Source organism: Mangrovibacterium lignilyticum, assembly GCF_010882175.1.
GTDB lineage: Bacteria > Bacteroidota > Bacteroidia > Bacteroidales > Prolixibacteraceae > Mangrovibacterium > Mangrovibacterium lignilyticum.
This window is the reverse complement of sequence record NZ_WKLH01000010.1, coordinates 1-5547: the sequence shown is the minus strand read 5'-3', so window position 1 is coordinate 5547 and position 5547 is coordinate 1. Positions and strand designations below refer to the sequence as shown.

The 5547-nt window shown below is 32.9% G+C and carries 5 protein-coding genes; all 5 read right to left on the bottom strand.

All coding sequences use genetic code 11. The features are described 5' to 3' along the window. Positions 1 to 187: 187 nt before the first annotated feature. The gene (locus tag GJV22_RS21990) at positions 188 to 667 is read right to left on the bottom strand and encodes a DUF3592 domain-containing protein (protein WP_163718773.1); all 480 of its coding nucleotides are present in this window, start codon (positions 665 to 667) and stop codon (positions 188 to 190) included. Between the two features lie 202 nt (positions 668 to 869). Continuing rightward, entirely contained in the window at positions 870 to 1862 is a 993-nt protein-coding gene (locus GJV22_RS21985; protein ID WP_163718771.1) for a hypothetical protein, read from the bottom strand. A 212-nt stretch (positions 1863 to 2074) separates the two neighbouring features. Then, positions 2075 to 3016, bottom strand: coding sequence for a hypothetical protein (locus GJV22_RS21980; RefSeq protein ID WP_163718769.1), 942 nt, complete (start codon positions 3014 to 3016; stop codon positions 2075 to 2077). Between the two features lie 166 nt (positions 3017 to 3182). Next, positions 3183 to 4721 (bottom strand): TlpA family protein disulfide reductase, encoded by a 1539-nt coding sequence (locus GJV22_RS21975; RefSeq protein WP_163718767.1) that lies wholly within the window; start codon positions 4719 to 4721, stop codon positions 3183 to 3185. Positions 4722 to 4886: 165 nt separating this feature from the next. Next, entirely contained in the window at positions 4887 to 5390 is a 504-nt protein-coding gene (locus tag GJV22_RS21970) for a hypothetical protein (protein ID WP_163718765.1), read from the bottom strand. Positions 5391 to 5547 lie beyond the last annotated feature (157 nt).

The following is a 5547-nucleotide window of genomic DNA, read 5'->3' as shown; positions in this document are numbered from 1 at the left end:
TTACTACCGGACTCCTCCATCTTATTTACAGCATGCAGAACGATGAATTAGCCGATGTTCTGCTTCTCGGCACACCATGTTGTCGGGGCGGATTTCGGAGAGCGTTCCTGTCCGAAGGACATGGAACTGCGATGCGAGAATCCGCAGTTGGCGTACCACCGAATCCCGCCCTGCAATATGTACATTGTTAGGTGCCGTAATTTCTATTTTTAAAATTCATCGCTAGTATTATTATCAAGCCAATCCCTCCATAGTACCATTTTTTAATAAGTGCTTCCCCGATTCCTATGTTGTTATTGTCAATTTGCGAAAGAGATGCGCTATGAACTAACGGATTTTTTGAGGAATACAAAACTGTCAGAGAATCTCCAACATGCAAACTAGGCATATCGTCAGAACTTAGTTCTCCATGATATTCCTGATTAATTACTTGAAAACGATACTTAATATTCCAACTCGTAATATTGCCTGAATTAAGATTATCTCTTTCAATCATTGTTATTATCCCTTTGCTTTCAGTCCCATTGGAGTAAAGTTCGTTCGTCTCTTTTTTCAACTCAATAGAATGATAAATCCAAAGTGCTATACAGAAAATTACAATCAATGCGGAGACGATTTTGATCAACCGTCGATTCCTTTGTCCGTATTTTTCTGTCTCGATACTCATTTTGTATTTTGCTAAATTGCTTACTATTACGGTATTGTTCTTTTCCTAATTCATTATGGCACCTAACGGTAAATTGTATGAGTAGTGGCAGATTGCGTGGCGCTTTCCTGTCAAATCGCTATGCAGTTTGAGCGGGTTACAAAGCTTGATATTTACTACATCGCCTGCCATTACTTATACAAAATGTTACCTGCTGGGCTTTTTATATTTCAATAATTTCATGTCTTATTTTATCATGTTTATCCTTGATTGTTAGAACAATTTTGTCTGTGTCAGGAATAATTGTCAAACTCACAATTCTGTCTTTTTTATAGCTATTATACTTTATTTTATTTGAACTTATTTTTGGATTAAAAATATCAAACCTGTCTTTGGGCTCATCGAAATACGAAGGTTTAATGTCGAAATATCCCAATCCATAATCATTATGGGCAATAATAATTTTATCTTCAAAAATTACAAAGTCATTAAACCCTTCACCAGTTGAAATTGAGAAACTATTTAGTAAAGTTGTATCACTATAAATTGTAATGTGTTCATCAGAACCATAACCTCCAAAAGTTCCAGATAAAAGTCCCAAATATTTTTTTGTAATTCTGCCTTTATAAATACTTTCATATGTCCCATTTGATTTTAATTTTTTGAAATGCGATAATTCAAGTTTCCCAGCAGATTTCAGGTTGTAAAACAAAACATATTTGGGCATTACTATATCGTCAATTGCAATTAAGAGATTATCTTTAATTACCAAGTCATCTACTGCCTTTCCCCACATCTGTACTTCTTCAGGAACCTCTAATTTTTCCCAGTGATTCCCCTTAATCTGATATTGAACAAGAATTTCTTTACCCATTTCGCCACCAACGAACAGGTTATTTTCAAATAATAAGATAGTCTTTGGTTTTAATTCATACGGAATTGTCAGTTTAGTTTCATTAGATAATTGAAAGTCATAAAGTATAATAGCGTTTTTAGCTGTATCAAGAATCGCTACTCTTGATTTTTTGTCAGTAGTGAAGATTGATTTTTCAGTAATGTCAAAGGTCTTATGCTCTACTATTGCTGAATTTTCAAATGTATTAAGTGAAATTGTACTCTTACTATTTAAGAGTAGAAAATAGTCTCCGTTCACTCCATTTTGTCCAAGAGCAGTCAGAGAATAAAATAATATCAATATTGCTATTAGTTTCTTCATTGTACTATCTTTTTTTAAGCCTTGCAGGTAACGGTAATAATATGAGCACGTAGCGGTATTAAATGCGGTTTCGTATCAAGTTACAAAGTAGCCAAAGCTGCACCTTATCTAAATAGTCAAATCGGCAGATTTGGCGGAGCTGATTTGAAAAACTAACGCCCAAATACCTACAAAAACCGCTATTGCTTATATTTAATGTTAGCCGCTGGGTTTTATTCATAATATTGTATTTCTCTTGTCTCAATATAAATCTGAATCAGTTTATTCGTTTCTAAGTTTTCTTTGACAAAAACCTTATTTTGTATCCAATTTCCTTTGTTGTCAAATTTATACTCAAATATCATTTCTCTATTTGGATTTCCATTTGCAAAATAACGAACTAAAGTCTTGTTATAAAACTTATCGAAAGTTGTCTCTTTTTGAATTTCTCCGGATTGATATTCGGATATTTTTAGAAGTCTATTTTTCTTGTCATATTCATAAGTTGATTTTGTTTCGGCAAAGTCAGACTTAAAAGATAATTCTGTATAGTTTCCGTCGTGGTTATATTTATATTCAGTTAAATATTCATAAATATCTGAGTCAACTTTTTGAATCTGTTTCTTCACAATGATATTCATATTGTCATCATATTTATACTCTAAACGGTCTATCGTTGTATCACCGTTTTCAATACTCATGGATTCAATTGGATTCCCATTTTTATCGTATTTGAAAAACGCATCAAATTTTATCGAATCGTTAAACTTAGCATGAGCTGAAATCTGCTTTTTTATAATTGTGTCAAACACTGCTTTTTCTTCTGTTTTCATTGGCATAACTGTGTTTTCCGTAATTGATTCAACCCGAAATCCGTTCTTGTCATAAGTATTCCTAGTGTACTGTTGAAGCTCCCCAAAATTATCAAAATGTTCTTGATAAGAAATATAACCAGATTTTGTAAACTCCTTGTTGAATTCAATAATTGGGTTTTCTGTTTCTCCTTTTTCAGAATCTGTCACATTTGCTTTGTATTGTTTTAGTGATTTTACTTTTCCAATAAGGTTTTCTCGTTCCCAAGCATTTGCAAAATCCTTATATTTTGGTTTATAGTCAACGCTATTGCAACCAATTAGAAACAGGAAACTTAGTATTTTAATAATTTGTCTTTTCATGTTTGTCTCAATCCTTTCTTACCTTGCGGCTAACGGTAAATTGTATGAGTAGTGGCAGATTGCGGGCTTCGTTCCTGTCAAACCGCTACGCAGTTTGAGCGGGCTGCAAACCTTGATATTTGCTACATCGCCTGCCATTACTTATACAAAATGTTATGCCCTGTTTTTATTGTTTTAATAATTCTTCAATTTTAGTCTTTATTAAACTTTCACTTGGGCGTAATTGAATTCCTTTGTCAACAATGTTACCATTGCTATCAATTAAAATATATTGTGGTACTCCATTCATTTCAAATAACTTATATACAAATCTGCTTTGGTCTGGTGTTGCAAGGTAATGACTACCCTCAATATTAAGTTCGCTAATTAGAGCTTTCCATTTATCCTCTTCAGAGTCAATGCACAAGTACACAAAATCAACTTCGTCGCTATTTAGCGCATTCATCAATTTTGTTGAATTTGGCATTTCTTTTCTACAAGGACTACACCATGCTGCCCAAATATCCAAATAGATTATTTTCCCTTGATGCTCCTGTATTATTTTACTAATTAGTTCGTCTATTGGAGTATCTTTTGCTGATTTTATTAATGTGTTTTCTTCTATTTGCGGACGTTCAAAGTGTTTCTTTGTCGTTACATATTTGTTAATGAGAGGTTCTCTTAAACAAGGCAGATTTACAGTTTTTTCAAATAATTTGTAATGTTTTTCAAACTCTTCAATTTCTCTTCTGTCAAGACAGTTAAAAAAGCATTGAGCAATTAGTAGTTCAGTAAGTAATTTATCTTTAGTGATACCGCTAATGATTTCTATTTTTTGTTCTGTTGAACTACCTAAGTAAGTATCTTTTTTTTTGTCTAACAAGTAGCCAATTAGGTTTTTTGTACTAAACTTTTTTGAAAAAGCACCAACTCTAGAAAAGAGATACCGTCCAATAAAATCATTAGATTTGGAATTACTAAGCATTTCATTTGTAAAATCAATATTCATAAAATCATAAAAAGAAGACGGAACAACGGTACGCTCCTCAAGATTATTAAACTTGGCATGTTCAGACGGATACCTGGCAAGCCAATTATAATAATCAAAGTCAATTTCATTGTTAATCCATTTCTCTAATTCTTTAGAAACACCTTGTTGAATAAATTGATTAGCAACCTCATTTTTTGCAGACTTTAAACTATCAAGGATGGTAGTAAATTCATCTGGGCCACTCTCTTTTTCATATTGGCAGTATTGCTCCCAAGGGATAACTATTTTAGATATTTCAGAATGAAAGGCAATTAACTTTGAGTTTATTTTACTTGAACTACCTGAAAAAAGAATGGACTTTGCCAATTCATCTTTATCTGATATTTTTTCTGCGTCAAAAACAATATGAATACTGTCTTTAGGATGAACTATAATAGGAAATGCCTTATACCCGTAACTTAGCAAAACATCTTGAGGATAATACTGATTGAATTTTACTTGAAAATTACCTGAACTATCAATTAGACTAACATATGTAATTTGGTCACCTGATAACATCTCATTCACATAAATAGAAATGGTATTTTTATCAGGTTTAAGATTTAAAACTTTTCCTGTAATGAAAACAGGTTTCGAGGTTTGTTGTACTGGTTTTATATTAATTTTTGTTTTACAGGAGCTGAAAATTGAAATTGTAAGTAACAATAGAAGAGCTTTTCTAAATTTTAGTTTCATAGTTAATATTTATCGTGTCTTGTCTTTAAAATAGGGCATAACGGAAAATTGGATGTTTCGTGGCGGTTGCGGCGTGGGTCAGTGTCGACCGAAGGAAGACCTGACGCGGGATGCAACGCTACGCACTCGCAGCCACCCGCCATGCAATATTCCAAAATGTTGTGTTTAGTTTTTTTTATTCTGTTTTATCATTCTAACAATTTTGTCTCCATTGAAAGCTTCAAGACCTTCACCAATTTTAACGTGTTCACCGTCATAGTCAAAATGTATGGTTATGGGATTTTTAATATAGGTTCGGGATGATTCAGGATGATGCCTGAAACCTCCAACATTTATTTCTGCAGTTGCAATATATGATTCTGAATTTTCATTTTTCCTACATTCAATTTTTCGAATAAATTTCAAATCGTATACTTTTCTTTTCCCGGGACGAAATAGATAAGGTTGAACAGTAAGTTCCTTGCTGCTAACTTGAATAATATAATAACCTTTAAAAATTCGGAGAATTGGTTTAGTCAAAAAAAGAAGAAATCCTGTTGCTATTACTCCAACAACTACACTATTAAAATCATTCTTTGTTGTAATAGATACTATTATCATTGCAAAACAGATAACAGGTATTAAAAGCAACAAATAGTTCTTTCTATAATTCACTTTTTCAGTATACATTCTCAATTATTAAGCAGCTATTTTGAAATTAAACACAACGGTCACTTGGTCGAGTAGGCAAAGGGAGTTTCACCCTAAGCCTCTCACAGAACCGGACTTGACAGTCTCCCGTCATCCGGCTCTTGTTATACAAATCTAAACGTTTCAACCAGTTATG